Source organism: Rhodoferax sp. (assembly GCF_034520025.1).
Lineage (GTDB): Bacteria > Pseudomonadota > Gammaproteobacteria > Burkholderiales > Burkholderiaceae_C > Allorhodoferax.
Genome location: NZ_JAXHNZ010000002.1, coordinates 177,877 through 202,231, shown reverse-complemented (window position 1 = coordinate 202,231; position 24,355 = coordinate 177,877). Strand labels below are relative to the sequence as shown.

At 55.3% G+C, this 24,355-nt stretch carries 22 protein-coding genes, 2 tRNA genes and 2 pseudogenes; 10 read left to right on the top strand and 16 right to left on the bottom strand.

Going from position 1 to position 24,355, the window contains the following annotated elements; genetic code table 11:
* Positions 1-23 precede the first annotated feature (23 nt).
* Positions 24-920, bottom strand: a complete 897-nt coding sequence (locus tag U5L73_RS09285) for an MBL fold metallo-hydrolase (RefSeq protein WP_322562100.1) — start codon at positions 918-920, stop codon at positions 24-26.
* 491 nt (positions 921-1,411) lie between these two features.
* Between U5L73_RS09285 and U5L73_RS09280 the strand changes: the two genes are divergently transcribed.
* Positions 1,412-2,728, top strand: a complete 1,317-nt coding sequence (locus U5L73_RS09280) for a sigma-54 interaction domain-containing protein (protein WP_322563480.1) — start codon at positions 1,412-1,414, stop codon at positions 2,726-2,728.
* Between the two features lie 54 nt (positions 2,729-2,782).
* Here U5L73_RS09280 and U5L73_RS17300 read toward each other — a convergent pair whose 3' ends face one another.
* The 6 genes and pseudogenes from U5L73_RS17300 to U5L73_RS09255 all read right to left on the bottom strand — a co-directional run bounded on the left by U5L73_RS17300 (position 2,783) and on the right by U5L73_RS09255 (position 6,213).
* Positions 2,783-2,947: a DUF2474 family protein gene (locus tag U5L73_RS17300; protein ID WP_416221288.1), complete on the bottom strand. Its 165-nt coding sequence runs from the start codon at positions 2,945-2,947 to the stop codon at positions 2,783-2,785.
* A pseudogene (gene cydB / locus U5L73_RS09275) lies at positions 2,944-3,964 on the bottom strand (cytochrome d ubiquinol oxidase subunit II). The gene U5L73_RS17300 and the pseudogene cydB overlap by 4 nt, the downstream one beginning before the upstream one ends.
* 10 nt (positions 3,965-3,974) lie before the next feature.
* Positions 3,975-5,387, bottom strand: a complete 1,413-nt coding sequence (locus U5L73_RS09270; protein WP_322562099.1) for a cytochrome ubiquinol oxidase subunit I — start codon at positions 5,385-5,387, stop codon at positions 3,975-3,977.
* A gap of 128 nt (positions 5,388-5,515) precedes the next feature.
* Positions 5,516-5,863: a hypothetical protein gene (locus U5L73_RS09265; RefSeq protein ID WP_322562098.1), complete on the bottom strand. Its 348-nt coding sequence runs from the start codon at positions 5,861-5,863 to the stop codon at positions 5,516-5,518.
* A gap of 142 nt (positions 5,864-6,005) precedes the next feature.
* Positions 6,006-6,082: transfer RNA gene (locus U5L73_RS09260), tRNA-Arg, on the bottom strand.
* A gap of 54 nt (positions 6,083-6,136) precedes the next feature.
* A tRNA-Pro gene (locus U5L73_RS09255) sits at positions 6,137-6,213 on the bottom strand.
* A 70-nt stretch (positions 6,214-6,283) separates the two neighbouring features.
* On the opposite strand from U5L73_RS09255, the gene aat reads away from it, so the two are divergent.
* From aat to U5L73_RS09240, 3 genes are read left to right on the top strand one after another with little or no spacing between them, the layout of a single operon-like run.
* Entirely contained in the window at positions 6,284-7,024 is a 741-nt protein-coding gene (gene aat, locus U5L73_RS09250; RefSeq protein WP_322562097.1) for a leucyl/phenylalanyl-tRNA--protein transferase, read from the top strand.
* Positions 7,025-7,044: 20 nt separating this feature from the next.
* Complete coding sequence (locus U5L73_RS09245) at positions 7,045-7,803, top strand: arginyltransferase (protein ID WP_322562096.1); 759 nt, start codon at positions 7,045-7,047, stop codon at positions 7,801-7,803.
* Between the two features lie 35 nt (positions 7,804-7,838).
* Positions 7,839-8,624, top strand: a complete 786-nt coding sequence (locus U5L73_RS09240; protein ID WP_313875866.1) for an IclR family transcriptional regulator — start codon at positions 7,839-7,841, stop codon at positions 8,622-8,624.
* 28 nt (positions 8,625-8,652) lie between these two features.
* Here the strand turns inward: U5L73_RS09240 and U5L73_RS09235 are convergent, their stop codons facing one another.
* The 6 genes and pseudogenes from U5L73_RS09235 to U5L73_RS09210 form a co-directional block, all read right to left on the bottom strand.
* Positions 8,653-9,753 (bottom strand): serine hydrolase, encoded by a 1,101-nt coding sequence (locus U5L73_RS09235; protein ID WP_322562095.1) that lies wholly within the window; start codon positions 9,751-9,753, stop codon positions 8,653-8,655.
* 133 nt (positions 9,754-9,886) lie between these two features.
* Positions 9,887-11,426 (bottom strand): annotated as a pseudogene (locus U5L73_RS09230) (2-isopropylmalate synthase).
* A 16-nt stretch (positions 11,427-11,442) separates the two neighbouring features.
* On the bottom strand, positions 11,443-12,258 hold the full coding sequence (gene pssA, locus U5L73_RS09225) for a CDP-diacylglycerol--serine O-phosphatidyltransferase (protein WP_313880916.1): 816 nt from the start codon (positions 12,256-12,258) through the stop codon (positions 11,443-11,445).
* Positions 12,259-12,412: 154 nt separating this feature from the next.
* The gene (gene ilvC, locus U5L73_RS09220) at positions 12,413-13,429 is read right to left on the bottom strand and encodes a ketol-acid reductoisomerase (protein WP_322562094.1); all 1,017 of its coding nucleotides are present in this window, start codon (positions 13,427-13,429) and stop codon (positions 12,413-12,415) included.
* Positions 13,430-13,564: 135 nt separating this feature from the next.
* Positions 13,565-14,056: an acetolactate synthase small subunit gene (gene ilvN / locus U5L73_RS09215; RefSeq protein WP_296508555.1), complete on the bottom strand. Its 492-nt coding sequence runs from the start codon at positions 14,054-14,056 to the stop codon at positions 13,565-13,567.
* Positions 14,057-14,192: 136 nt separating this feature from the next.
* Positions 14,193-15,971 carry an acetolactate synthase 3 catalytic subunit gene (locus U5L73_RS09210; protein WP_322562093.1) on the bottom strand — a complete coding sequence of 593 codons (1,779 nt, stop codon included), beginning with the start codon at positions 15,969-15,971 and terminating at the stop codon, positions 14,193-14,195.
* Positions 15,972-16,263: 292 nt separating this feature from the next.
* Between U5L73_RS09210 and U5L73_RS09205 the strand changes: the two genes are divergently transcribed.
* From U5L73_RS09205 to U5L73_RS09185, 5 genes are all read left to right on the top strand, one after another.
* The gene (locus tag U5L73_RS09205; protein WP_313875861.1) at positions 16,264-16,830 is read left to right on the top strand and encodes an RNA polymerase sigma factor; all 567 of its coding nucleotides are present in this window, start codon (positions 16,264-16,266) and stop codon (positions 16,828-16,830) included.
* Complete coding sequence (locus U5L73_RS09200; protein WP_322562092.1) at positions 16,827-17,267, top strand: DUF3619 family protein; 441 nt, start codon at positions 16,827-16,829, stop codon at positions 17,265-17,267. Before U5L73_RS09205 ends, U5L73_RS09200 begins: the two co-directional genes overlap by 4 nt.
* 22 nt (positions 17,268-17,289) lie before the next feature.
* The gene (locus U5L73_RS09195; RefSeq protein WP_322562091.1) at positions 17,290-17,928 is read left to right on the top strand and encodes a DUF3106 domain-containing protein; all 639 of its coding nucleotides are present in this window, start codon (positions 17,290-17,292) and stop codon (positions 17,926-17,928) included.
* Positions 17,929-18,007: 79 nt separating this feature from the next.
* Positions 18,008-18,502 carry an RDD family protein gene (locus tag U5L73_RS09190; protein ID WP_322562090.1) on the top strand — a complete coding sequence of 165 codons (495 nt, stop codon included), beginning with the start codon at positions 18,008-18,010 and terminating at the stop codon, positions 18,500-18,502.
* Between the two features lie 18 nt (positions 18,503-18,520).
* Positions 18,521-18,940, top strand: a complete 420-nt coding sequence (locus U5L73_RS09185) for a diacylglycerol kinase (protein WP_322562089.1) — start codon at positions 18,521-18,523, stop codon at positions 18,938-18,940.
* Between the two features lie 4 nt (positions 18,941-18,944).
* Here U5L73_RS09185 and U5L73_RS09180 read toward each other — a convergent pair whose 3' ends face one another.
* Together U5L73_RS09180 and U5L73_RS09175 are read right to left on the bottom strand one after the other, a co-directional pair.
* Positions 18,945-19,283 (bottom strand): P-II family nitrogen regulator, encoded by a 339-nt coding sequence (locus U5L73_RS09180; RefSeq protein ID WP_296508564.1) that lies wholly within the window; start codon positions 19,281-19,283, stop codon positions 18,945-18,947.
* A 20-nt stretch (positions 19,284-19,303) separates the two neighbouring features.
* Positions 19,304-20,980: an NAD+ synthase gene (locus U5L73_RS09175; protein WP_322562088.1), complete on the bottom strand. Its 1,677-nt coding sequence runs from the start codon at positions 20,978-20,980 to the stop codon at positions 19,304-19,306.
* 71 nt (positions 20,981-21,051) lie between these two features.
* Here U5L73_RS09175 and U5L73_RS09170 point away from each other — a divergent pair, with 71 nt between their 5' ends.
* Positions 21,052-22,245 (top strand): GNAT family N-acetyltransferase, encoded by a 1,194-nt coding sequence (locus U5L73_RS09170; RefSeq protein WP_322562087.1) that lies wholly within the window; start codon positions 21,052-21,054, stop codon positions 22,243-22,245.
* On the opposite strand, the gene U5L73_RS09165 is transcribed toward U5L73_RS09170, so the two are convergent.
* Positions 22,242-24,341 (bottom strand): methyl-accepting chemotaxis protein, encoded by a 2,100-nt coding sequence (locus tag U5L73_RS09165; protein ID WP_322562086.1) that lies wholly within the window; start codon positions 24,339-24,341, stop codon positions 22,242-22,244. The genes U5L73_RS09170 and U5L73_RS09165 overlap by 4 nt on opposite strands.
* Between the last annotated feature and the right edge of the window lie 14 nt (positions 24,342-24,355).

Genomic DNA, 24,355 nt, shown 5'->3' with positions numbered 1-24,355 from the left:
TGAGGCTCTGGGCGAGGAAGTGGTTAGATTGCGTTCAATGGGATCTTGATGTACCGAGACCCGTTGTCTTCTGGCTGTGGGAGTTCTCCGGCACGCATGTTTACTTGCACCGCCGGAAGGATTAAGGTTGGCATGGCTAGCGTGGCGTCGCGAGCGTGACGCATGGCCACAAACTCCTCTTCGCTTATACCGTTGCGCACGTGGATGTTCTTTGCACGCGCATCCGCAACGGTGCTAACGTACTGAAGCTCTCTACCATTGGGCTGATAGTCATGACACATGTAGAGCGGCGTATCGGGTGGAAGACTCAGTACTTTGTTGATCGAGCGAAAAAGCACGCGAGCATCTCCACCCGGAAAATCACAACGTGCAGTACCCCCATCCGGCATAAACAGTGTGTCGCCAACAAATGCTGCTAAGGGCTCATCGGCTGACTTGCTGTCAGCGACAACATACGTCATACATGCTGGTGTATGACCGGGCGTGTGCATTGCTCGAACATGCAAGCTACCGATCGAGAAGTGCTCGCCATCCATGAAAAGATGATCGAACTGGCTTCCGTTGCGAGCGAATTCAGGACCCGCGTTGAATAGTTGGCCAAAAACGTTTTGCACCGACTTGATGTGCTCACCAATTCCCAGCTGTCCCCCCAGCTGTTGCTTGAGATAGGGCGCGGCCGAAAGGTGATCGGCGTGCACATGAGTTTCCAAGATCCACTGTACTGTTGCGCCCAGTTCGCGAACGCGCGCTGTCAGTTTGTCTGCTCCATCGTGCGTTGTTCGACCTGACTTCAGGTCAAAGTCGAGCACGCTGTCGATCAACGCGCATTGCTTGGTTACTTGGTCTAGAACGATATAGCTCACGGTCCATGTTCCGGGATCGAAAAAGCCTTCAATAAGCAGGGAGTGCGATGTATTCACGTTTGACTTTCAGAAAGTTACCGGCAGCAATTGGAAAAACGGGTCTGGGTTGGCTGCTGCAAGTGAACAAAGTACTGGCCAGCCAAAACTGCTCTAGTGCAGTCCCTCAACGAGCGGTCTGCGGTTTCTTCGTCTATCTGCATACGCATTTCCTTCCGTTTGTCTGGAGTCGCACTTGAACACTTGAATGTTGAAAAGCGGTCTGGAACTTGACTCTGTCAGACATCGCAAAGCGCGTGCCACTTGATTTCAAGCTCCAAGCCAATCTGCAAGCCATTGAAAACAAACAAGATTTTTGAAATGGGGTCATCCAGAGAGTGGTAACCTCTGCCATTCAGCGCCATGGAATGGCAATAGTGGCAGTTGTGGCAGCAGCTTTGGCAGTGAAAACCGAAGAGATCACAATAGCCAAATATTTGGAGATACTGATGCTGGAACTACAAGGCACGTCTGCGAAAGAGACCAAACCACAAGAAGCTGAGACACTGGGCATGGCACCGCAAGTGCAGGCTTTGATTTCGTTTCTTGAACACGAAGCACAGCCGATGATCGTGCTGGATACCGAATACAACATCCTTGCTGCAAACATTGCCTACAGGAGACAGTTCGCAGCGGTAGACAAGCCTTATATTGGTCATAAGTGCTACCGAATCTCGCACCACTACGACGTGCCATGCGACCAGGCTGGAGAGCACTGTCCAATGAAAAGAGCGTTCGATCTCAAAGGCCCCGACCGCGTTCTGCACATCCATCACACACCAAGAGGACCGGAGCATGTAGATGTAGAACTGCGACCGATCCTCGATGCCAGTCGTCAGATAGTGGCCTACGTTGAGCGCCTATCAACGGTCCGGAGCGCCTCGGCTCGCCCCACCGCAGAGGGCTTGGTAGGTCGATCCACCTCGTTTAATCTAGCCCTATCCGCAGTACAACGAGTAGCGCCGTCAATGTTGCCGGTACTGCTTCTCGGTGAGTCGGGTACCGGAAAGGAGCTTTTTGCTCGCGCTGTTCATGAGGCAAGCGATCGTGCCCATGGACCCTTCGTGGTGGTGGACTGCTCGGGTTTCACTGAGACCCTGTTCGAGAGCGAATTGTTTGGCTACGAAAAGGGCGCCTTCACGGGTGCGAATGCGCGTAAGAAAGGGCTGGTTGAAACTGCCGAAGGCGGCACGCTCTTCTTGGACGAGATGGGAGATGTCCCACTCCCGATGCAAGTTAAGCTCCTACGGCTCATTGAGTCAGGTTCGTTCCGCCGGGTGGGAAGTGTGGAAACCCAGCAATCTGACTTCAGACTGGTTGCAGCTACCCATAAACCGCTGCAAGAAATGGTGGCCGACGGACGATTCCGGCAGGACTTGTACTACCGCATCAGCGCATTTCCCATTCACTTGCCACCCTTACGTGAGCGGGCCGACGACATCCCTATGCTCGTAGACTCATTTATCCAACGCGGCGGCAGCGGAAAACGCCGCGTTACAGTGGAGCCCGAAGCTATGGCGCTACTGCAAGCGCACGACTGGCCTGGAAACATTCGCGAGCTGCGGAACGTGCTAGACCGCTCGCGGTTGTTTGCTGACGATGGCATCATTCATGCAGAACACCTGCCAATAGAGTTCGGTAGTCAACGCGCTGCCAATTCCAATGTGACTTTCAAAGCAATCACTTTACAGGGTCGGGCAAATATGACTGACGATGAGTTCGTCCGCATTGCTAATGCGTTTAGTGGCACTCGGCGAGAACTGGCAGCTCATTTGGGCCTAAGCGAGCGCACCCTATACCGCCGTTTGAAAGCGGTTGGGTTGGCCTAGATGCGCAGCGGGCTGCTCTATCTACAAACACTTAAAATTTTTTGAGTGTTCGGATCATGTCTTGAGAACCCAGCGCAGCAAGAGTGCCACGCCACACAGGAGAGTGATACTTACAGTCCAAATAGTTGCCATCCAGAGGAGACGTTTCCCTAACGGAGGTAGCTGCTCGTCCGAGCTCGTGGTCGTGATGTCGGGCCAGTGAAACGGTAAGTTTTTCATGCGTGGTATCCATCGGCTTGCACTTTTCCACGAAAAACCCAATAAGACCACGCGGTGTAGCCAAGGATCAAAGGCAAGACCAAGGCTGTGCCCCAGAGCATAAAAATTTGACTGCTACGGTCAGTCGCAGCATCCCAGATGGTTACTGCACCTGGCACCACATTTGGAAACACACTGATACCCAAACCTACGAAGCACAACAGGAAGACAGCCAGTACCAGCAAAAAAGGAGCTACCTCGCAGTTGGCCTTCATACTTCTAATAAAGGCAAAGCTGGTAGTTATCACTAAGACAGGCACAGGTGTAACCCAAAGAATGTTGGGCCAATGTAGCCAGTTGCCAAAGTAGTTGGCACTCAGGAATAGCGTAGCAAAGCTAACCAATACGATGGCTGCCAGAGTAGCACCACCAAGCCACCACGCCATTACACGGGCCATACGCTGCAGTGTGCCGTCTGCTTTCATCACCAGCCAAGTAGAGCCCAGAAGTGCGTAGGCAGCAACCACACTCAGTCCTGTCAGGAGAGAGAAAGGCGTGAGCCAGTCCCACCAGCCACCCGAATAGGCCCTTCCAGTTACGCGAATACCTTGCAGCAAAGCCCCCAATATGATGCCTTGGGACAGCGCAGCCACAAGTGAGCCGCCGCTGAAAGCCAAATCCCAAATTTTGCGATGCGCAGGGTCGCGCCACCTAAACTCAAATGCGACACCCCGAAAAACTAAGGCAAGCAACATTGCAATGATGGGTGCATAGAGGGCCGACAGAATCAAACCATACGCCAAGGGAAAAGCCGCCAGCAATCCACCCCCCCCCCATTACCAACCAAGTTTCATTGCCATCCCATACCGGTGCAATGCTGTTCATGGCTGTGTCGCGATCATGACCGACCGGGAAGATGTTGAAGAGGATTCCAATGCCTAAATCAAAACCATCCAAGACTACATAGATAAAAACGGCCAAGACAATAATGAAACCCCAGACTATGGTGAGGTCTAACTGATGGAAGTCAAAGTTCATGCCTTACTCCTTATTTGGTCGAGGCGGTGCCAGTGCGTAGCGCTGTGACAGGTAAGGTACCGGCCGCCATTTGTGGGACCTGAGAGGGGGGCGGCTCATGGATGCCCGGCGATTTAGACATCAACTTTAGGATGTAGAACACTCCTGCCCCAAAGACAGCGAAGTAGACCAATATAAAAGCGAGCAGTGACATTGCCACAGCAGGTGCAGCCAACGGTGAGGCCGAGTCGGCCGTCCGAAGCACGCCATAGATGGTCCAAGGCTGACGCCCAACCTCCGTAGTGACCCAACCTGCGAGCACTGCAATCAGCCCTGACGGCCCCATGACCAGCGCAAAGCGGTGCAGCCACTTCCAGTCGTACAGTCGCCCCTTAGCACGAGCCCATAAGCTGAGAATGCCTAAGCCCGCCATCAAAAAACCAAGCCCGACCATCACGCGAAAGGACCAAAAGACAATACCTACGGGTGGCTGATCTGCTTTGGGAACAGTGTCCAGCCCCTGCATAGGCGCGTTCAAGTCGTGCTTGAGAATCAACGATGAGAGCTTGGGAATTTCTACGGCGTAATCGACTCGGCCCTTCTCGCTATTGGGAATTCCAAACAGGATGAGTGGCGCGCCTTCGGGATGGCTTTCGAAATGGCCTTCCATAGCCATCACTTTTGTGGGTTGATGTTCCAACGTGTTCAAGCCGTGAGCATCGCCGAGAACAATTTGCAACGGGGCAACGATGGCCGCCATCCACATTGCCATAGAAAACATCAACCTTGCGCGAGGATTAGCACGGTCTTTCAGGAGGTGCCATGCACCGACGGCGCCAACCATAAAGGCTGTGGTCAAGTATGCGGCCGACAAAGTATGGGCCAAGCGGTAAGGAAAGCTAGGGTTAAAAATAATGGCGAGCCAACTTCCAGCGGAGATGAACTGGCCATTAGCGTTGACCGCAAACCCGACTGGCGTCTGCATCCAACTGTTGACAGACAAAATCCAAAATGCCGACATGAAGGTGCCTAGAGCCACCATGAGGGTCGCAGCAAAGTGCAAACCTTTACCCACTCGCTTCATTCCAAAAAGCATCACGCCCAAAAAGCCTGCATCCAAAAAAAAGGCGGTAAGAACTTCATAGGCCATCAGTGGCCCAATGATCGGCCCCGCCCTATCGGAAAAAACGGCCCAGTTGGTCCCGAATTGGTAAGACATTACGATGCCAGACACAACCCCCATGCCGAATACCAACGCAAAGACCTTGATCCAATACCGAAACAAGTTCATGTAGTCTTCGCGGCCAGTCCGGAGCCACAAGCCTTCGAGCACAGCCAGGTAACTTGCCAAGCCAATAGTGATAGCTGGAAATAGAAAATGAAAGCTCACTGTAAAAGCGAACTGGATGCGCGCTAGCAAGAGGGCATCGGATGGGTCAATCATCAGGTCTTCCTTGGTTTCATGACGTGTCAGTCGATAGCCAAACTGCAAAACCTATGCCACCATCCCATAGATTAAAAATCCCGAATTAAATCAACAACTTAGTATTCCCACTCGATTTCTCCTACGAATCAGACTTTGCCAAATCTGCCAAAACTCATTGCCATCTGCCAAATTGGCAGCAAAGTGGCAGTCACGATCACCTCGTGAGGCCCGCACTGGACACTGCCACCGATGAAACCAATGAAGGCTGGTGTTTCAAGCAAGAATATTAGACGTGAGTCTTTGCCGCATCTACCTTGAGGGTTTGTCCAAAAAGAATTTTCCAGACCCTCTGCAGTCATGACGAAACAAAATACGGTCACTCCATCCATTTCCGATGGGAGGACGGGCATTGCATCTTGTTTGAACCGTGATGATGGAAATTGCGAACCAGCGCTCAAATCTTGTGAAGAAGTACAAATCAGTTTGGCCAGCACAGCCGCTGAACTCTCTGAGATCTTGTACGGCCGAGCCCTAGGATTGAACACTTAGATGGAGTAAGGGCGGACGCAGCAGCATTTCCTCCCCGACAGCCAGTTGTCGCGGTCGAAGGGCAGTGAAACAGCCGTTGTAATTTGTTGGCGTGCCCGGAGGGGATCGAACCCCCGACCCACAGCTTAGAAGGCTGTTGCTCTATCCGACTGAGCTACGGGCACAAAGGACAAAGGCCCCAAAGCGTTAAAACTTCGGAGCCTTTGATTTTTTAAAAGTGGTCGGGGCGGCGGGATTCGAACTCGCGACCCTCTGCTCCCAAAGCAGATGCGCTACCAGGCTGCGCTACACCCCGACAGCTGGTATTCTAACCCGATAAAACCGCTGTTTCCAGCTTCGTCATCGTTTTTTTGCACCTCCCTTCCATGCCCACATCGTCACCCCTGCTGCCCTGGTTGGAACCCGGCGAATCATTTCCGAGTACCTATGCAGCTTGGGGAGACGACTCGCCGGCCCCGGGCTTGCTCGCAGCCGGAGGTGACCTAGAGCCCGCGACATTGCTCCGCGCCTACTCGAATGGCATTTTTCCCTGGTACAGCGAAGGCCAGCCCACACTTTGGTGGAGCACAAGCCCGCGAATGACATTGTGGGTGGATGAGTTCCGGCTCCACAGGTCACTCAAGAAAACCATCCGACATTTCCGAGACACCCCGGGCTGTGAAATACGGGTGGACAGCTCTTTCGAAAAAGTCATTGAAGCCTGCTCCGTGACCCCTCGCGATGGACAAAACGGCACATGGATACTGCCGGAAATCCGGGCAGCATATCTGCGCTTTCACCATGCAGGGCATGCACACAGCATCGAGACCTGGCAAGACGGTGAATTGGTCGGCGGCTTGTACTGCGTCTGCATTGGTCACGCCGTGTTTGGCGAATCGATGTTTGCAAGGCGAACCGACGCATCCAAACTGGCTTTGGCTGCGTTAGTGGCGATTGCCCGCCACCACAAGGTCGCATGGATTGATTGCCAGCAGGTCACCTCACATCTGGCCTTCATGGGCGCACGGCCGATCGACAAAAAAGCGTTCCAACAGTGCCTCGACTCTGCCATACCGAAGCCGCCCATCCAGTGGGACTTTGACCGCCTATACTGGAATTACTTGTAGTCAGCTTGCGAAACACTGCCATGACCGATCTGACGGATCTCCCCATCCAAACACTGCAGTTTTATGCCACTGCGCCGTACGACTGCAGTTACCTCTCGGACCGACAAGCCCGCTCCCAAGTCGCCACGCCCAGCCACATCATTGACACGGCAACCTACTCCAGCCTCGTAGAGAAGGGCTTCCGGCGCAGCGGCATGTTCACCTACCGCCCTTACTGTGACGGCTGCCAGGCCTGTACCCCGCTACGCATTCCGGTGGAACAATTCCGCGCCAACAAGAGCCAAAAGAGAGCGGCAAGACAGCACGCCAACTTGCAGGCCCGCGTACTGAACCTCGGATTTTCGAGAGAACACTACGACCTCTATCTGCGCTACCAACTCGCCAGACATGCCGGAGGCGGCATGGATGAGGACAGCATCGATCAGTATGTGCAGTTTCTGCTGCAGAGTCGCGTGAACTCCCGCCTGGTTGAGTTTCGTGAAGCGACAGACAGCGAGCAAAGTTTGGGTGCACTCAAAATGGTGTCCATTTTGGATGTCCTCGACAACGGCCTATCCGCGGTGTACACATTTTTTGCACCCGATGAAGGTGCAAGCTATGGAACCTTCAATGTGCTGTGGCAGCTTGAGCAGGCCAAACAGCTTGGGCTGCCCTATGTTTACTTGGGCTTTTGGATTACGAGCAGTCCGAAGATGCAATACAAGGCCAACTTCAAACCGCATGAAATTCTGGTTAATGGCAACTGGAATGCAACAGGGCCATTGAACCCACAGGTGTAAGGGCTTTGACGGGTTAACATCGGCCACGAAGCACCATGACTAAAAAAGAACACGACCCCCAATCCGCCCCCGCAGTTCAAGTGCTGGAGCGCATGTTCACGTTGATTGACGTTCTCGCTTCCAGAGAAGAGGCGATCCCACTGAAAGAGATCAGTGAACGCGCTGGTCTGCATCCCTCTACAACGCACCGGATCTTGAATGACCTGGTGTCCGGGCGGTTTGTCGATCGCCCCCAATCAGGGAGCTACCGACTCGGGATGCGCCTGTTGGAGCTGGGGAATCTTGTGAAGGCTCGCCTGAACGTCCGCGACGCAGCGCTGGGCCCTATGCGCGAGCTGCACAAGTTAATCCAGCAGCCCGTCAACCTGAGCATGCGCCAGGGCGATGAAATCATCTATGTCGAGCGTGCCTACAGTGAACGTAGCGGCATGCAGGTTGTCAGGGCGATTGGCGGACGTGCACCGCTACACCTCACCTCCGTTGGCAAATTGTTCTTGGCCGCTGATGATCCGCTGCGCATTCGTTCTTATGCCACCAGAACAGGACTGCAAGGCCACACCAAAAACAGCATCACCGACTTGGACGTGTTGGAGCGCGAGCTCTCCAAGGTCCGTCAGTATGGCCAGGCAAGTGACAATGAAGAACTCGAACTTGGCGTCCGCTGCATGGCTGCAGGCATTTACGACGATCAAGGCAAGCTGATCGCGGGCCTGTCCATTTCTGCGCCTTCCGGTCGCTTGGAAGACGACTGGCTACCCAAACTCAAAGAGACCGCGCGACACATCTCGGAGACACTGGGGTTTAGATCCCCCCAAAGATAAAAGCCTGCAAGAGCAGGCTTTTTTGTTATCAGTTCGTCGCAATACGACTATCGAATCCTTTGAGGGCGAGCGGCGAACCTTTCGTAGCGACTGGGTGCCCTGTTTCCACCCACTTGCGCACACGTTCCGCGTCAGCAATTCGCGTCAGCTTACCCGCAGAGTCCAGAAAAACCATGATGAGTTTTCGGCCTGATATTTTTGCTTGCATCACCAAACACTGCCCTGCTTCAGCGATGTAGCCGGTCTTCTGCAGCCCGATTTCCCACGCAGGGTTTTTCACCAAGCGATTGGTATTGTTGTACTGCAAGGTACGGTTACCCACTTCAACTTGATAGCCGGTTGAGGTGGACAGTTCACGCAAAGTCTGGTCGCTGTAGGCATAACTCACCAGAGTAGCCAAATCCTTGGCGCTGGACTGATTGCGGCTGCTCAGGCCTGTGGGCTCCACATACTGAGTATCTGCCATGCCCAATAGCTTGGCTTTGCGGTTCATCAAGTTGACAAAATGCTGCAAGCCACCAGGGTAGGTCCTGCCCAGTGCATGCGCAGCTCGGTTTTCACTCGCCATCAATGCGAGGTGAAGTAGCTCACCGCGTGACAATTCAGTGCCTACGCGCAAACGCGAGGAGCTGCCTTTCTCGGTATCCACATCAGCTTGGGTAATTTCAATGGACTCTTCCATCGGAAGTCGTGCTTCGCTAATGAGCACTCCGGTCATCAATTTGGTGATCGACGCGATCGGAAGTACTGCGTTCTCGTTTTTACTGAAAAGCACTTCCTTGGTATCCTGGTCCACCACGAAGGCGACGCTCGACTTCAAGTCCAAAGCGTCTTGCTTGCCATGCAAGCCTGCGAGCTGACCGTAAGAAGGTTTTGGAGCGACGGCGACTACGGCCTTTTTGATATTTTTGGCTACAGGCTTTTTGGTTGAGACCCGCTTGGTAGCGGGAACCGCCTTTTGTTTGCGTACCGCCTTGACTGCCGCCTTTTTGCTTTGCGAAGCCTTCACTTGCGAAGTTTTGGCAGTAACTTTCTTGCTCTGCGTCGTGGCAAGTGCTGAGAAAGGAAGTAGCAGCACGGAAGCCATAAGACCTGCGGCGCTGAGTTGAATAAAGATGCGTTTCAACATAGTTCCTTTGAAAAAAACGCCTGCAATTCATTTGCAGACGTTTTTTATAGTGTTCCCCGCCAGTTTAATCAAAAAACTTCAAATAGATCAAATACTTGCGCGCTGAACCTCAACTATTTTCAACTTAACTCGCTCACCCCTGTGCCGCAACACGGTCTGACTTGCTTTGCAGCTTATTCAAAGCACTCAAGTAAGCTTTCGCCGACGCCACCACGATGTCCGGGTCAGACCCGACTCCGTTGACCACACGACCGCTGTTTTGCAGTCGTACTGTCACTTCGCCTTGACTTTCCGTCGACCCGCTGATCGCGTTCACCGAGTACAAGACCATCTCAGCCCCGCTTTGCACCAGAGACTCGATCGCTTTCAGCGACGCATCGACGGGTCCATTGCCGTCAGACGCGCCCTTCATCTCTTTGCCACCAGAGGTAAACACAATCGTGGCCTGGGGCCGCTCACCTGTCTCGCTGTGCTGTGACAGTGAGACGAACCCATACTGCTCGATCTCCGACGACACACTCTCGTCGCCAACCAGTGCAAGGATGTCCTCGTCAAAAATTTCGCTTTTACGATCAGCCAGTTCTTTGAAGCGGGAAAACGCTGCGTTGATCTCAGTCTCGCTGCCGAGTTGGACCCCCAACTCCTGCAGACGTTGTTTGAAAGCATTGCGGCCGCTGAGCTTGCCCAGCACGATTTTGTTGGCCGTCCAGCCCACATCTTCCGCACGCATGATTTCATAGGTATCACGGGCCTTCAAAACGCCGTCTTGGTGAATTCCAGAGGCATGGGCAAACGCATTGGCACCGACCACTGCTTTATTGGACTGCACCACAAAGCCAGTGGTCTGACTCACCATGCGGCTTGCTGCGAGGATGTGCGTTGCATCAATCCCCAGCTCCAGTCCGAAATAATCTTTACGAGTCTTCACGGCCATCACAATCTCTTCCAGACTGCAATTTCCGGCCCGCTCACCCAAGCCATTCACGGTGCATTCCACCTGACGAGCTCCTCCAATCTTCACCCCAGCCAAGGAGTTGGCGACCGCCATACCCAAGTCGTTGTGGCAGTGCACTGACCAGATAGCTTTGTCGGAGTTGGGAATGCGTTCGCGCAATGATTTGATAAAGTTGCCATACAGCTCAGGCACCGCATAACCGACCGTATCGGGCACGTTGATGGTGGTGGCCCCCTCAGCAATCACCGCTTCGAGAACGCGACACAAAAAGTCAGGGTCGCTGCGGTAACCATCTTCCGGGCTGAACTCGATATCAGCGACCAAGTTGCGAGCGAAGCGCACAGACTGTTTGGCCTGTTCCAGCACTTGCTCAGGCGACATGCGGAGCTTTTTCTCCATGTGCAGTGCAGAGGTCGCAATAAAGGTGTGGATTCGTGCGCTGTTGGCGCCCTTGAGCGCCTCGGCAGCTCGGGAAATATCACGGTCGTTTGCACGCGACAGCGAGCACACGGTGGAATCCTTGATCGAGTTGGCAATCAGCTGCACTGCCTCAAAATCGCCGTTCGAACTTGCAGCAAATCCAGCCTCGATCACGTCCCGCGCGCAAGCGTTCCAGCTGACGGGCAATACGGAGCTTTTCGTCACGGGTCATGGAGGCGCCAGGCGACTGTTCGCCATCGCGCAAAGTGGTGTCAAAAATAATCAGTTTGTCAGACATGGAAATTCCCCTCTGTTTATCGATGCAAGCCGCGCTCTTCAGGCTCGTCGGTCGAGGTGCTGATCACGCTGGTTCGTACACCACGAGCGCGACGCACCAGATACACCACGTACCCGCTAAATCCGTACACCACGAATACGCCGAACATCACAATCGGCGGGTGGATATTGATCACCGCAATGCCCAGAGCAATCAAAACAATCACGACAAATGGAACACTGCGTTTCATTTGCACATCTTTGAAACTGTAAAACGGAACATTGGTCACCATGGTCAGGCCCGCATACAAAGCCAATGCGAATACCGGCCAAGCCACCGATGGGCCCGAAATACCTTGATCTGTAGCAACCCAAATAAAACCCGCTACCAACGCTGCAGCTGCTGGAGACGGCAGGCCCTGAAAGTAACGCTTGTCCACGACCGTCGTGTTGACATTGAAGCGGGCCAAACGGAGTGCCGCGCAAGCGCAATACACAAAGGCCGCAAACCACCCCCAACGCCCCAGCCCCCGCAACGCCCACTCATAGGAAATCAACGCAGGTGCAGCGCCGAAAGACACCATGTCGGAGAGCGAATCCATTTGCTCACCAAAAGCGCTCTGGGTATTGGTCATCCGGGCAACACGGCCGTCCAAGCTGTCGAGCACCATCGCGCAAAAAATACCTGCAGCAGCAAGATCAAAGCGCCCATTCATCGCCATGACAATGGCGTAAAAGCCACCGAACAAAGCGGCCAAAGTAAACAGGTTCGGCAGCACATAGATGCCTTTGCGCCGGTTTTTAACACCGCCGCCATTACCGGTCGAACCTTGGGTTTCTATTCCATCATGCATGCCATCTCCAGGGAGGGCCTTTGAGGCCCAATACGTTCCAAAACAACCGGAACAAAGTCCGGCACGCAGTGTAAGGCAGTGCGCGATCCATCCATAGAAGAACCCCAAAAGCAAAAGGCCACCGAGGTGGCCTTTTGCGTTAAGCCATGGCGGCTTAGTTGCGGGTCTGGTCGACCAGCTTGTTCTTGGCGATCCAAGGCATCATGGCGCGCAATTGCGCACCCACCACTTCGATCGAATGATCAGCAGTGTTGCGACGACGTGCGGTCATGCTTGGGTAGTTCAAACGGCCTTCCTGGATGAACATCTTGGCGTAGTCACCGTTCTGGATGCGCTTCAAAGCGTTGCGCATGGCCTTGCGGGATTCTTCGTTGATGACTTCAGGGCCTGTCACGTATTCACCGAACTCCGCATTGTTGGAGATGGAGTAGTTCATGTTGGCAATGCCGCCTTCGTAGATCAGGTCCACGATCAGCTTCAGTTCGTGCAAGCACTCGAAGTACGCCATTTCAGGTGCGTAGCCGGCTTCCACCAGGGTCTCGTAACCCATCTTGATCAGCTCAACTGCGCCACCACACAAGACAGCCTGCTCACCGAACAAGTCGGTTTCAGTTTCTTCCTTGAAGTTGGTCTCAATGATGCCGGCCTTGCCGCCACCGTTGGCCATCGCGTAGCTCAGAGCTAGGTCACGTGCTTTGCCGGACTTGTCCTGGTGCACAGCGACCAAGTGAGGCACGCCGCCACCTTGGGTGTAGGTGTTGCGCACAGTGTGGCCGGGAGCCTTGGGAGCCACCATCCAGACGTCCAGATCGGCGCGGGGCACGACTTGGTTGTAGTGCACGTTGAAGCCGTGGGCAAAGGCCAAAGAAGCGCCTTGCTTGATGTTAGGAGCGACGTTGTTGGTGTACACCTCGCCGATTTGCTCATCGGGCAACAAGATCATGACAACGTCAGCCGCCTTGACCGCATCGTTCACTTCCATCACGGTCAAGCCGGCTTTGCCGACTTTGTCCCAGGAAGCTCCGCCCTTGCGCAGACCGACCACGACCTTCACGCCGCTGTCGTTCAAGTTTTGCGCGTGTGCATGGCCTTGGCTGCCGTAACCGATGATGGCAACTGTCTTGCCCTTGATCAGGCTCAGGTCACAATCCTTGTCGTAAAAAACTCTCATTTTTCTCTCCGAAATAAATATTGGCGAAAAGCGCCCTGTTGCAAAAACTACCTAAGCTCGGGGCGAACGGTAAACACTGTCGCCAAACAATCCCTGTGTGTTGAGCCAGCCGAAGCGCACACAGGAAAACCTTCATCAAACCCGCAGAATGCGCTCGCCGCGACCGATGCCGCTGGACCCGGTTCGCACCGTTTCCAGGATGGCGGTGCGCTCGATGGCTTCCAGGAACGCATCATTCTTGGATTGATCACCTGTGAGTTCGATGGTGTAACTCTTTTCAGTCACATCGATGATGCGGCCACGGAAGATGTCCGCCATGCGTTTCATCTCTTCGCGCTCCTTGCCTACCGCACGCACCTTCACCATCATGAGCTCACGCTCGATATAGGCCCCTTCAGTCAGGTCCACCACCTTAACCACTTCAATCAGGCGGTTTAGGTGCTTGGTGATTTGTTCTATCACGTCGTCCGAACCATGGGTCTGGATCGTCATGCGCGACAAGCTCGGATCTTCCGTGGGGGCCACGGTCAGAGATTCAATGTTGTAGCCACGGGCCGAAAACAAGCCCACGACACGCGACAAGGCTCCGGGCTCGTTCTCTAGCAAAACTGCAATGATGTGTTTCATAAGTACCGATTCCTCTTTTCGCTGCCCTCCCCGTACGGCGGTAACCGCACAGCTTGGCAGACAATAGATTCTTCAAAAATGATAGCAGCTCGCGCACACGGGGTGTGCGCTAGAGCACTATTTGACGTAAATCCGCTTAAAGATCCTCCGACCCGAGCAGCATCTCTGTGATGCCCTTGCCGGCCTGGACCATGGGGAACACGTTTTCAGTGGGGTCCGTGCGGAAGTCCATAAACACCGTGCGGTCCTTGAGTTTGCGGGCCTCGCGCAAAGCGGGTTCCACGTCTTGCGGGCGCTCAATCAGCATACCGACGTGACCGTAGGCTTCCGCCAACTTCACAAAGTTCGGCAATGCGTCCATATAGCTGTGGCTGTAGCGGCCTTCGTACTCCACCTCTTGCCACTGACGCACCATCCCTAGGAAACGGTTGTTCAAAGAGCAGATCTTGATCGGCGTGTTGTACTGCAGGCAGGTGGAAAGCTCCTGGATGTTCATCTGCACCGACCCTTCGCCGGTGATACAAAACACCTCGCTTTGCGGCTTGGCCAGCTTGATGCCCATGGCATAGGGAATGCCCACGCCCATGGTTCCCAGTCCACCGGAGTTGATCCAGCGACGTGGCTCGTCAAACTTGTAGTACTGCGCAGCCCACATCTGGTGCTGACCCACATCAGAGGTGATGTAGGTATCTGCGTCTTTGGTCATATTCCAAAGCGTTTCCACCACGAACTGCGGCTTGATCACATCCCCATTGCCGGGGTTGTATTTCATGCAATCGCGCTTGCGCCAGCCTTCAATCGTGTCCCACCAAGCGCCCAATGCATTGGCGTCAGGCTTGGTGGAGCCCTCCCGAATCATCGCGATCATTTCGTTCAGCACGTCTTTCACGTCGCCCACGATCGGGATATCTACCTTCACCCGCTTGGAGATGCTGGATGGGTCGATATCGATATGGATGATCTTACGCTCGTTCTGGGCAAAGTGCTTGGGGTTGCCAATCACGCGGTCGTCAAAGCGTGCACCGACAGCCAGCAGCACATCGCAGTTTTGCATGGCGTTGTTGGCCTCTACGGTACCGTGCATGCCCAGCATGCCGAGAAACTTCCGGTCGCTCGCCGGGTACGCACCCAGACCCATCAAGGTGTTGGTGCAAGGGTAGCCCAGCATGTCCACCAGAGTGCGGAGTTCGTTGGAAGCGTTGCTCAACAACACACCACCACCGGTGTAGATGTAAGGACGCTTAGCCGCCAACAACAGTTGCAAGGCCTTACGGATTTGACCGCCGTGGCCCTTGCGCACCGGGTTGTAAGAACGCATTTCCACGCTCTCAGGGTAGCCGTGGTAAGGCACCTTCTTGAAGGAAACGTCCTTCGGGATATCCACCACCACAGGGCCGGGGCGACCGCTGCGCGCGATGTGAAAGGCCTTCTTCATCACGTCCGCCATGTCTTTGGCGTCTTTTACCAGGAAGTTGTGCTTCACGATGGGGCGCGTGATACCAACGGTGTCGCACTCTTGGAATGCATCCAGTCCGATCGCATGCGTAGGCACCTGACCGGAAATAATCACCATAGGGATGCTGTCCATGTATGCGGTGGCAATACCGGTCACTGCATTGGTCAGACCCGGCCCCGATGTCACCAGCGCCACGCCGACATCACCGGTAGCGCGTGCGTAGCCATCAGCGGCGTGCACGGCTGCTTGCTCATGGCGTACCAAAACGTGTTGAATCGTGTCCTGCTTGTAGAAAGCGTCGTAAATGTGCAGAACTGCACCACCGGGGTAGCCCCAGATGTACTTGACGTTTTCGGCTTGGAGCGCTTTGACGAGGACTTCCGCGCCCCTCAACTCGGGAACAGCGGCGGATTTGGATGCGGATGCGGCCGAAGCGATTTCGGCTTTAGAAATTTCCATGATGAACCTTTGTGAATTTCTCTGACGAAAAACCTTGGGTGCCCCTTCGCAAACACTTGTGGAGTCGCGTCGGGACTTAAGATCAAAGCCATGAGCGCATTGAATGTTGCGCCGGACCAGGACCCGTTTGCCTTTTAATTGCACCCCCATTATGGCATTACCGGCACCCCATCCCTCTGAAGGCAACGAGTCGGCAAGCTTGAGGTGCAATAATCTGCGGCGTTGAAGCAACCGAATGCACGCTCCAAGTGCGCGGTGCGCCACCCCTTTTTGCCAGCAATGGCCTTGTCAATTGGCAACCGAAAAAGAACTTTCCGACTTTTTGAAGAGTGTTGAAAAACGGGCTTTCAAACGTGCGGCGTACCATGTCCGCAATGACGAGTCCGCCCTGGACATTGTTCAAGACAGCATGATGAAGCTCGCTGAGCACTACGGACACAAGCCTGTGGAAGAGTTGCCTATGCTGTTTCAACGTATCTTATCCAACAGCACCCTCGATTGGTTTCGCCGGCAAAAGACCTATAGCGCATTGTTTTCGACGCTCAGTGACTTCGAATCAGGAACTGAAGACGAAGATTTCAACCTACTCGAATCTCTGGTCACCGACCAAGGCGGTGAACAGTCCGAGAGCACGGAGACCCAGACAGAACGGGCACAAACCCTAAGATCTATCGAAGAAGAGGTTTTACGACTCCCGCCCCGTCAACGTGAAGCGTTCTTGATGCGTTATTGGGAGGATATGGACGTCGCGGAAACTGCGACTGCGATGGGCTGTTCACAAGGCAGCGTAAAAACACACTGTTCCCGAGCGGTGCAAGCCTTGGGCAATGCGTTAAGAGGAAAGGGAATCCGGCTATGAAAAAACCTGTAGTGCACCGTTCAGGTGCTGATATTGAGAAAGCCGTGGCCCGTGCAATTGCTTCGCGCCTCCATGAGGGCGCACAAGACCTGCCTCACGACATTGAAGAGCGGCTCAAAGCGGCACGTGTTCAAGCGGTAGCGAAACGCAAGATTGCTCTCGAACCAGTATCAGCTAGCCAAGCGGCATTAGCATCTGCCGGGCAAGCCGGAATGCAGATGGGATCCGGATTCAAAAATCTATGGATGCAATTGGGCTCTTGGTTGCCTTTGCTCGGCTTGATCGCCGGCATGTTGGTCATCGACGCCTTGCAGGACGAGTTCAGCGCGCAGGAAATTGCCGATGTGGATATTCAACTACTCACAGATCCTTTGCCTCCGGCGGCCTACACCGACCCCGGGTTTGCACAATTTTTACGTACGAACCAAGAAAAATAAGTCAGAGAGCACCCGACTTTTTATGAAGTACTTCTCCAGCAATCTCGACCTCAGACCAACGGGCTTGATCGCTGTGTGTCTGTTAGTAACTTGCTTCGGCATCGGCGCTCCGGCCTTCGGTCAGACCGCATCCGTGCTGCCAAGCGTGCCCGCTTCGACCAATTTGAACTGGACCGCCTTGAGTGCAGGACAAAAAATTGCACTGGCTCCCCTGAAACAGAGCTGGGACACCTTGGCCGACGGACACCGCAGGAAGTGGATTGCTTTTTCGCAAAATTTTTCTGCCATGTCCGCGTCAGACAAAGAAATACTGCACAGCCGGATGGCGGATTGGGCGGCGCTGAAACCGAAGGAACGGCAGCAAGCACGATTGAATTTTGCGGAAACAAAGAAAACACCTGCAGCGGATCGACTGTCCAACTGGGAAGCCTACCAAGCACTAAGCCAAGAGGAAAAGGACGCTCTAGCGCGCAAAGGGGCTGCCAAACCAGCAGGTGCAGCGGTAGCCGCCAAAGCGCCTCCGCCCCAGAAGTTGACGCCTGTACCCATGACCCGGAATTCACCGGAAACCCACCGTGAACGACTGGCTGCTCAGCAGCCCGTTGATCGCAACACTCTCCTGCCCCTCGCCCCCGCCTCCAAAACGAGCAGCGCAAATTAACGGCTTGATCTAGGCGCGGCTCTTAGGAGCTCGGGGCTGCCTACAATCGCAGCTTCTTTGACAACAGAACGGGCTCGGGATGATCAATGGTGCGATAACCCCAGGACTCTGGCGACGCATGGCGTGCTGGATTTATGAGGGTATCTTGTTGTTCGGCGTAGTGTTTTTGGCCGGTTACATTTTCGGTACTCTAAGCCAAACCCGATATGCACTGGACAATCGCCATGCCCTCCAGGGCTTTTTGTTCCTTGTACTGGGTATTTACTTTGTATGGTTTTGGGCGCACGGCCAAACCCTTGCGATGAAAACTTGGAATATCCGCGTGGTGGATGTCGATGGCAAAAAAATCACCCAACTGCGGGCACTGGGGCGCTACGTATTGAGCTGGGTCTGGTTTTTGCCACCGTTGGCAGCGGTGTATCCATTTCAACTGTCTGGCCCAGAGATCACGGTGATCTGCACAGGCTGGGTCGCTGTCTGGGCGATTTTGAGTCGCTTTCACCCCCAAAACCAGTTCTGGCACGATGTGCTGGCGGGCACTCGCCTGGTCCATTCCGCGCCCATGAGCCGCTGAATACAAAGACATCCATCTATGCCAGCCCCATCCCTGCCCCCTGTTGATCCTGCGGTAAATCCTCAGAAGCTGCGCCGGGGTTTAAGCCGCGTGCTCCACGCTACCCGCTACTCATGGGCCGGATTGCAGGCGGGGTGGAACGAGACCGCTTTCAGGCAAGAGTGCATCTTGGCATTGGTACTTTTGCCAGCCTCTTTTTTCATCGGGCAGACTTGGGTGGAGTGCGCCGTTTTGGCGGCCAGCGTAGTGGCAGTGATGGTCGTGGAATTGCTCAATACGGCGGTCGAGTCTGTTGTCGATCGCGTCGGCCCCGAATGGCATTCGCTGTCCAAACGGGCCAAGGATATCGGCAGCGCTGCGGTGCTGCTGACCTTGTTGCTGTGCGCTGCGATATGGGGAGCTGCTCTGTGGGCGCGCTTTGCGCCTCACCTGAGCTGAAAACTTAGACGGCGGACTCGTCCTGTTCGCCGGTACGAATGCGTACCACACGTTCTACACTCGTGACAAAGATCTTCCCGTCGCCGATCTTACCGGTGTGCGCGGCTTTCACGATGGCATCAACACAGCGATCCACATCTTCGGTTTTCACCACCACTTCCACCTTCATCTTGGGCAGGAAGTCGACCACATACTCAGCTCCACGGTACAGCTCGGTGTGACCTTTTTGGCGACCAAAGCCTTTGACTTCCGTCACTGTCAAACCCGTCACGCCGCATTCAGCCAAAGCTTCACGGACCTCTTCTAGTTTGAAAGGTTTGACGACTGCGGTAATTTGTTTCATCTGCTTGTCCAGTTAAAAAATCAGGCCCGAAAGCGGTTGGTGATAGGATAACGCCAATCTTTGCCGAAGCTGCGGTGCGTCACACGGATTCCCACGGGTGCTTGACGGCGCTTGTATTCATTAATTTTGATGAGTCTAGTCACCCGCTCCACGTCTTCCACGCGGTAGCCAGCGGCAATGATCGCCTCGATGCTCTCGTCATTTTCCATGTAGCGCTCCAGAATGCCATCCAGCACCTCATAGGGTGGGAGACTGTCCTGGTCTTTCTGGTCAGGCCGCAGCTCGGCACTGGGAGGGCGGGTGATGATGCGCTCTGGAATCGGTGCGTGACCGGTGCCATAAGGGTCATGGGCATTGCGCCACCACGCGAGCTTGAACACCGTGGTTTTTGCCAGGTCTTTGATGACCGCAAAACCACCCGCCATGTCTCCGTACAAGGTGCAATAGCCGGTTGCCATTTCAGACTTGTTTCCCGTCGTCAGCACAATACTGCCGAATTTGTTGGACAAGGCCATCAGCAAAGTCCCACGGATGCGTGCCTGGATGTTCTCTTCGGTCGTGTCTTCTGCACGCCCGGCAAACTCTGCCGCCAATGAGGCCTTGAAAGCCTCGAACTCCGGCACGATGGAAATTTCGTCATACCGCACGCCCATACGGGCCGCCATGTCCCGGGCATCAATCCAGCTGATGTCCGCGGTGTACGGAGAAGGCATCATGACTGTGCGCACCTTGTCGGCCCCGAGCGCATCGACAGCGATCGCCAAAACCAGGGCCGAGTCAATGCCACCAGACAGCCCCAGCAAAGCGCCGGGGAAGCCATTTTTGCCAACGTAGTCGCGCACGCCCAACACCAAGGCATCCCACAGGTCAGCCTCCGCGGAGCGCTCAGGCTCAAGAGACGCTATCAATTGAATAGCACCACCCGCTCTATCTAAGACCACAAGAAAGTGATTCTCTTTAAAACTCGGCGCCCGGCCAGCGATGGAGCCGTCTGCACTCAAGGCAAAGGAGTGGCCTTCAAAAACCACCTCGTCCTGCCCACCTACCAGGTGAGCGTAGACCAAGGGCAAACCGGTAGCCCGGCAACGCTCGCCCATGCGGGCCTCGCGCTCGTAACCCTTGCCCACATGGAACGGAGACGCGTTGATGACCGCCAGCAACTCAGCGCCCGCCTCTTGGGCCAGGCGGGCGGGTTCTTCAAACCAGGCATCCTCGCAAATCAACAGCCCAACTTTGACGCGGTCTTTGCCCTCGCCCGCTTCAAACACACACACACCCTGACCCGGCGTGAAGTAACGGCGCTCATCGAACACCTGGTAATTGGGTAACTCGCGCTTAGCGTAGGTAGCAACGACCTGCCCCTCGCACAGCACCGAAGCTGCATTGAAGCGGCTTTGCACGGCCACAGAACGTGTGCGGCTATCGCCTCCCGTTGGATGCCCCACCACCACCGCCATCCCTTTTAACCCGGCAAGCTGCTGCGCGACCGATTTCACGGCATCATCACAGGTCTGCATAAATGCGGGGCGCAGAAACAGGTCCTCTGCGGCGTAACCGCAGATGGAAAGCTCTGGGGTCAATAGCAAGCGCGCGCCGTCCGCATAAGCCCGGTTGGCCGCATCGACGATTTTTATGACATTACCGTTCAGGTCACCGACGATGAAATTGAGTTGCGCAACGCACAGTTTGAGAGTCATGAACCAGCAGAAGGAAGTTCACAGCCGGGCCTGCATTGCAGACCCTTTGCGGCTGCCGCGCGGAGCGCTAAATGGGTAACGCTGATTATGTCATCCGGGTGTCAGAAGCGCCCTCTGCGGTCAACCCGTCCGCATGGGACGCCTTGCTATTCAGCCAAAACCACCCTACGCCGTTTATGCGACACGCCTACTTGGCAGCCTTGCATGACAGTGGCAGCGCAACACCTGCCACCGGCTGGCGTCCCCATTTCTTTGCCCTGCACCAAGGCACGGAGCTGGCAGGCGCCTGCGTGGTCTACCTCAAAGACCATTCCTACGGGGAATACGTGTTCGACTGGGCGTGGGCCAGTGCTTATGAGCAGCATGGCCTGCCCTACTACCCCAAAGCAGTGATTGCGGTGCCTTTCACGCCGGTGCCCGGCAGCCGTTTGCTTGCCAAGGACACGGACGCCAGAGCTGCCCTAACCCAAGCGGTGCAGCGCTGGTGCGCGGACCAGCATATTTCGTCTGCGCACATGTTGTTCGGCTCCGAGGCTGATCTGCAAGCCACAGACTCCGCGCACTGGATGCAGCGGCACACCGTGCAATTCCACTGGCACAACTGCGCGGAGGGCTATGCCAACTTTGATGATTTTTTGGCCAGCCTGAACCAAGAAAAGCGCAAAAAAATCAAACAAGAACGCCGCAAGGTGGCAGAAGCCGGCGTGCAGTTCAGGCACAGCCGTGGCGCTGAGATCAGCCCTGAAGATTGGGCTTTTTTCTACCGCTGTTATGCCAATACTTACAGGGAACACGGTAACCCACCTTACCTGACGCCAGACTTCTTTCAGCGCATGGCTAGGCAGCTACCAGAGCATTGGCTCTTGTTTGTGGCGGAGCGAAACGGACGGCCTATTGCTAGCAGTTTGATAGCAATTGGTGCAGCGTCTGTGGGGGCTGATGGCACATTTGAATCCCAACACCGTGTGGCCTACGGGCGCTATTGGGGGGCCTTGGAGCAAGTGGATTGCCTCCACTTTGAAGCCTGCTACTACCAACCGCTCGCATGGTGTATTGCCAACGGCTACCAGCGGTTTGAAGGTGGCGCGCAAGGGGAACACAAAATGGCCCGCGCCCTGCTCCCCACCCGGACCAGCAGTGCCCACTGGTTGCAACACCCGGCCTTTGCGGATGCCGTGCAGCGCTTTTTGGAGCGCGAGGGAGACGGCATTGCCCAGTACCTAGAGCACCTCGAGCACCGCAGCCCCCTCAAGCAGGCGCCTTAAAAAGTTTCCCAATCATCATCCCCGCCAGCAGGGGTGACCTTGCTGCTGGTTTTGGGTGGGGTCGGCGCATGCGCTACCAATACGGGTGGCGCGTTGGCAGGAGGCCGCTTGGCCGCTGGTGCAGCCGCTGGCTTAGCGGGCGATGCCTTCTGAGTAGTGTGTGTGACGGCGCGCCGCTCCGGTCCGGCAAAATTATTTTGCTGCGGAGGGTTGCTGCGCACTGCAGCCGGTTTGGCTGGCGCTGCCACATGGCTTGCTCCGCTGTAGCCACCGGTGTGGCCTTCATTGCCCAGCTTAAAGACCGCCACCACTTGCACCAAGTCGTTAGCTTGGCTCTTGAGGCTGCTAGCCGCTGCTGCCATCTGCTCCACCAAAGCAGCGTTTTGCTGCGTGGCCTGGTCCATCTGGGTGACCGCCTCACCGACCTGGTTCACCCCGGCGCTTTGCTCGTTACTGGCCGCGCTGATTTCACCCATGATGTCGGTCACCCGGCGGATGCTGCTGACCACTTCGGTCATGGTTTCACCAGCCTTGTCGACCAAGGTGCTGCCCTGCTCTACACGCTCGACGCTGGCGTTGATGAGTGTTTTGATCTCTTTGGCGGCTTCTGCAGAGCGCCCCGCCAAAGAGCGAACCTCTGAGGCCACCACGGCAAAGCCTCTGCCCTGCTCTCCTGCTCGGGCAGCTTCCACGGCGGCATTGAGGGCCAAGATGTTGGTTTGGAAGGCGATGCCGTCAATGACGCTGATGATGTCAGCTATTCTGCGGCTGGCCTCGTTGATGCCCTTCATGGTTTCCACCACTTGGCCCACGACCTCACCGCCTTGAATGGCCACGGTAGAGGCGTTCATCGCCAGTTGGTTGGCCTGGCGGGCGGAGTCTGCGTTTTGTTTGACGGTGGAGCCAAGCTCCTCCATCGAGGCTGCGGTTTCTTCGAGGGCACTGGCTTGGCTCTCGGTACGGGCACTAAGGTCATGATTGCCCTGGGCAATTTCCGAGCTGGCAGTCGCCACCGCATCGGCGCTGGAGCGCACCTGTCGCAAAACACCCTGCGTTTTTTCGACGAATTGGTTGAAGCCCGTGGCAATGACCGCGAGCTCATCCGAACCGCCCGCCTCAATACGGCGGGTAAGGTCTCCTTGACCGGAGCCAATGTCTTGCATGGCATCTTTCAGCAACACCAAGCGCCCCAACATGCGGGTCAACACGCCACTGATGAGCACAACCGCAATCACAGCAATTACGATCCCACCCACAATCGACGACCAGACCATCGCCGAAATGCCACTCAATGCCTCATCGCGATTCAAGGCGATCACCAGCATCCAGTCGGTACCGGCGATCGGTGTCGCAAACGCCAGACGGCGCTCGCCGGCAATTGTCACGTCGCGCACGGATCCCGCTTTGCTCAAGGCCTCCAAAGCACCACCGCCCAGGTCAGGCGCAATGTCAGTCACCGGCTTGAGGACCTTGGCGGTGTCTTCATGGACCATGATTTTTCCGGACTTGTCCGCGATAAATCCATAAGTCCCTGGCGTTGGGCGGATGGATGCCACATTGCGAACCACGGCATCCATGAAGACGTCGACCGACGTCACGCCTTTGATAGCACCACCCTCACGCACCGCTGCGGAGAAGGTAATCACCAGTTTCTTAGATCCTGCATCCACATAAGGCGGAGTCAGTGCAGGCCCTTGCGCTGCGGCCGCCAATTGATACCAAGGGCGGGCGGTAGGGTCGTAGTCCGGCGGGAGGTTTTGCTGCTCTGAGAATGCCGTGCGCTTGTCAGGAAAGCCGATGTAAGCAGAGTCCACACCTCCTGCCACCTTGGCCTGCACCAAGTATTTGAGTGGATCCGGCTCATTCACCGCAAAACCGAAAGATTTGACGATCTGGTGACGCCCTGCAACCCATTCGGCGATCTCTGATGCGTGGGCCTTGGCGAGTGCTCCGGTCTGGCTATCCAGTGTGCGCAATGCGTGGGAGCGTGCGGTTTGGACATTGGTGATCGAGAGTGCCGCCAAGCCCAGAAACACCAAGAGCCCTACCAGGGCCACAATCTTGCCGCGCAATGAGTTCAAAAACACAAAGGACATCGCTTACTCCGTTC

What these genes read in the sequence shown, in the direction of transcription:
- U5L73_RS09170 (WP_322562087.1), top strand. Translation starts at nt 21,052, where the DNA reads ATGGGTAACGCTGATTATGTCATCCGGGTGTCAGAAGCGCCCTCTGCG.
- aat (WP_322562097.1), top strand. Translation starts at nt 6,284, where the DNA reads ATGCCCACATCGTCACCCCTGCTGCCCTGGTTGGAACCCGGCGAATCA.
- U5L73_RS09210 (WP_322562093.1), bottom strand. Translation starts at nt 15,971, where the DNA reads ATGGAAATTTCTAAAGCCGAAATCGCTTCGGCCGCATCCGCATCCAAA.
- U5L73_RS09180 (WP_296508564.1), bottom strand. Translation starts at nt 19,283, where the DNA reads ATGAAACAAATTACCGCAGTCGTCAAACCTTTCAAACTAGAAGAGGTC.
- U5L73_RS09235 (WP_322562095.1), bottom strand. Translation starts at nt 9,753, where the DNA reads ATGTTGAAACGCATCTTTATTCAACTCAGCGCCGCAGGTCTTATGGCT.
- U5L73_RS09245 (WP_322562096.1), top strand. Translation starts at nt 7,045, where the DNA reads ATGACCGATCTGACGGATCTCCCCATCCAAACACTGCAGTTTTATGCC.
- U5L73_RS09175 (WP_322562088.1), bottom strand. Translation starts at nt 20,980, where the DNA reads ATGACTCTCAAACTGTGCGTTGCGCAACTCAATTTCATCGTCGGTGAC.
- pssA (WP_313880916.1), bottom strand. Translation starts at nt 12,258, where the DNA reads ATGCATGATGGAATAGAAACCCAAGGTTCGACCGGTAATGGCGGCGGT.
- U5L73_RS09190 (WP_322562090.1), top strand. Translation starts at nt 18,008, where the DNA reads ATGATCAATGGTGCGATAACCCCAGGACTCTGGCGACGCATGGCGTGC.
- U5L73_RS09270 (WP_322562099.1), bottom strand. Translation starts at nt 5,387, where the DNA reads ATGATTGACCCATCCGATGCCCTCTTGCTAGCGCGCATCCAGTTCGCT.
- U5L73_RS09240 (WP_313875866.1), top strand. Translation starts at nt 7,839, where the DNA reads ATGACTAAAAAAGAACACGACCCCCAATCCGCCCCCGCAGTTCAAGTG.
- ilvN (WP_296508555.1), bottom strand. Translation starts at nt 14,056, where the DNA reads ATGAAACACATCATTGCAGTTTTGCTAGAGAACGAGCCCGGAGCCTTG.
- U5L73_RS09200 (WP_322562092.1), top strand. Translation starts at nt 16,827, where the DNA reads ATGAAAAAACCTGTAGTGCACCGTTCAGGTGCTGATATTGAGAAAGCC.
- U5L73_RS09165 (WP_322562086.1), bottom strand. Translation starts at nt 24,341, where the DNA reads ATGTCCTTTGTGTTTTTGAACTCATTGCGCGGCAAGATTGTGGCCCTG.
- U5L73_RS09280 (WP_322563480.1), top strand. Translation starts at nt 1,412, where the DNA reads ATGGCACCGCAAGTGCAGGCTTTGATTTCGTTTCTTGAACACGAAGCA.
- U5L73_RS17300 (WP_416221288.1), bottom strand. Translation starts at nt 2,947, where the DNA reads ATGAAAAACTTACCGTTTCACTGGCCCGACATCACGACCACGAGCTCG.
- ilvC (WP_322562094.1), bottom strand. Translation starts at nt 13,429, where the DNA reads ATGAGAGTTTTTTACGACAAGGATTGTGACCTGAGCCTGATCAAGGGC.
- U5L73_RS09185 (WP_322562089.1), top strand. Translation starts at nt 18,521, where the DNA reads ATGCCAGCCCCATCCCTGCCCCCTGTTGATCCTGCGGTAAATCCTCAG.
- U5L73_RS09195 (WP_322562091.1), top strand. Translation starts at nt 17,290, where the DNA reads ATGAAGTACTTCTCCAGCAATCTCGACCTCAGACCAACGGGCTTGATC.